Source organism: Morganella sp. EGD-HP17, from assembly GCF_000512315.2.
In the GTDB taxonomy this organism is placed as follows: Bacteria; Pseudomonadota; Gammaproteobacteria; order Enterobacterales; family Enterobacteriaceae; genus Morganella; species Morganella morganii.
In genome coordinates this window covers 1-2,124 of record NZ_AZRH01000049.1, presented here as the reverse complement: position 1 = coordinate 2,124, position 2,124 = coordinate 1, and the positions used below count along the sequence as shown (strand labels likewise).

3 protein-coding genes are annotated in these 2,124 nt (G+C 44.3%); 2 read left to right on the top strand and 1 reads right to left on the bottom strand.

What is annotated here, in order from left to right; all coding sequences use genetic code 11:
• Positions 1 to 99 precede the first annotated feature (99 nt).
• Together X965_RS18605 and X965_RS18600 are read left to right on the top strand one after the other, a co-directional pair.
• Positions 100 to 351 (top strand): type II toxin-antitoxin system Phd/YefM family antitoxin, encoded by a 252-nt coding sequence (locus tag X965_RS18605; RefSeq protein ID WP_036419764.1) that lies wholly within the window; start codon positions 100 to 102, stop codon positions 349 to 351.
• A complete protein-coding gene (locus tag X965_RS18600) occupies positions 348 to 635 on the top strand; it encodes a type II toxin-antitoxin system RelE/ParE family toxin (RefSeq protein ID WP_036419761.1) in 288 nt (95 codons plus the stop codon). The genes X965_RS18605 and X965_RS18600 overlap by 4 nt, the downstream gene beginning before the upstream one ends.
• Before the next feature lie 73 nt (positions 636 to 708).
• On the opposite strand, the gene X965_RS18595 is transcribed toward X965_RS18600, so the two are convergent.
• A partial coding sequence (locus X965_RS18595) for a toxin-antitoxin system YwqK family antitoxin (RefSeq protein WP_036419759.1) occupies positions 709 to 2,124 on the bottom strand: 1,416 nt, incomplete at its 5' end.

Genomic DNA, 2,124 nt, shown 5'->3' with positions numbered 1-2,124 from the left:
TGTTCCTGAAAACTCCGTTATAAAAACAACAAAAAGACTTGTTAAATGGTCATTTATGTGCATAATTAAGACTTGTTAAGTGGTCTCCAGAGGTAATATATGCCTAACATCATTTTAAGTGACACAAGCGCCAGTGTCAGTGAACTCAAAAAAAACCCAATGGCAACAGTCAGTGCCGGAGATGGGTTTCCTGTTGCAATTCTCAACCGTAATCAGCCTGCTTTTTACTGCGTTCCGGCAGCGTTATACGAAAAAATGCTCGATGCCCTGGATGATCAGGAGTTGATAAAACTGGTAACCAAGCGTAGTACTCAGCCGCTGTTTGACGTGGATCTGGATAGTTACTTATGACTTACTCAGTCAAATTCAGGGAAGATGCGCTGAAAGAGTGGCGAAAGTTGGATAAGACCATACAGCAACAATTCGCTAAAAAGATAAAGAAATGCTGTGAGAACCCTCATATTCCGTCAGCGAAACTTAGAGGAATAAAAGACTGCTACAAAATAAAGCTTCGTACGTCTGGTTTTCGCCTGGTTTATCAGGTGATTGATGCTCAATTAATTATCGCTGTTGTAGCTGTTGGTAAACGGGAACGCAGTGATGTTTATAATCTTGCAAGCGAAAGAATGAGATAGATTCTGTGTACTGGCTCAGGTCTGAGCTAGTACACAAAGTTTTCAGAAGGGTAATACAAACACTCTGCCGCTATCAGTTGTACTTATAGTGTTTTTCCAGTTTCCCTTTTTGATCGTATTCTTCAATCAGGGTTATGCCGCCCCGCTTATTATACAGCACTTTTTCTTGTCGAGTACCGTCTTTACGCCACGTCTCGTGATCTTTCCTGTGCCCGTTTGACCAGCGCACTCTTTCGTTCAGCTGACCGTTGTCAAACCATATCTCTTCAGAAACCTGCTGCTTATTCTGATAGATTGCCCGACTTCGTAGTTTACCGTTATCAAACCAATGTTCGCTGCTGTGTCGACTCCCCAGGCTATCGAACGTTTCACGTAAAGAGGGTCGTCCATCGCTATTCCATAGCTCCACACTGGCCTGTTTGCCGTCTGCATAGTAACGCTCCTCTCTGTGCAGCCTGCCGTTTTCATACCATGACGAGTGCGTACCAATACGCTGCTGTTTATCGTTATAGAAAGACACTGACATTTTCTGACCATTTTTATACCATTCCGTTTCTGCCACTTTGCGGCCGTTTTTATAGGTCTCTTTCAGCTTTATTTTGCCGTTCGGCCAATAGTCCTCTGACGACCCAATCAGAATGCCTTTCTCGTAATTTTCTCGATTTTTGAGTATTCCGTCAGCATAGTACTGAACCCATTTGCCCTCTTTCTGACCGCTGCTGTTGTAACTATACCGAGCAAGGATTTGCCCTTCCGGGCCGAAAATAATACCGTCTTTCGTCACATCTTTACCACGAAGAAACTGTTTTTTCTCCTTTAGCGTACCATTCTCATTATAGAAAACGTTCTCTCCGTGCGCTTCACCGTTCTGATCGTGACTAATCATCCTTATTTTTCCAGGTGAGTCATAATAGTGCGTTGCCTTGCCCTGTGATTCTCCCTGCCGATCGAAAGCCCCTTCCTCATAAAGGTTACCGCTCAGATAGTAAGCTTTGTAATCGAGAATAAATTTCCCCAGCAGGAAGTCTGCATTGTCAACATAGGTATCCAGAGCGATAACATCCGGATTCTCAGTGTAGTAAATTTTCACTTTCCAGGCATTCTTTTCCGGTACCTCTTTCAGTGGTAGCTCAATAAAGTACTGCGCTGAACTTTTGCTTTCTGCCGACGTGTACTGCCCATTGAGGGTCATTGGAATATTATCACCGCCCCAACTCCAGGTGTTGAGCCACATCTTTCCGGTATCAGCCCTGTACTCTTTGCCACAAGCTCCCTCTGAACAGTCAACGATTTTTGTAATCATCGGGCCGTCGTCCCCGCACTTACCGTAGGTAACTTTATAGAATCGCTCCTGTCCGGTATTTTTTCTTAGCTCTTGCCACTGTTTATCAAAATCCTCTTCACTCAGTTTTAAAGAGGCCGGAGATATAACAGCACGAGCGGCTCCGCACCTGGTTTTCTTTGATAAGTCCACCACGCTGTAGACTGT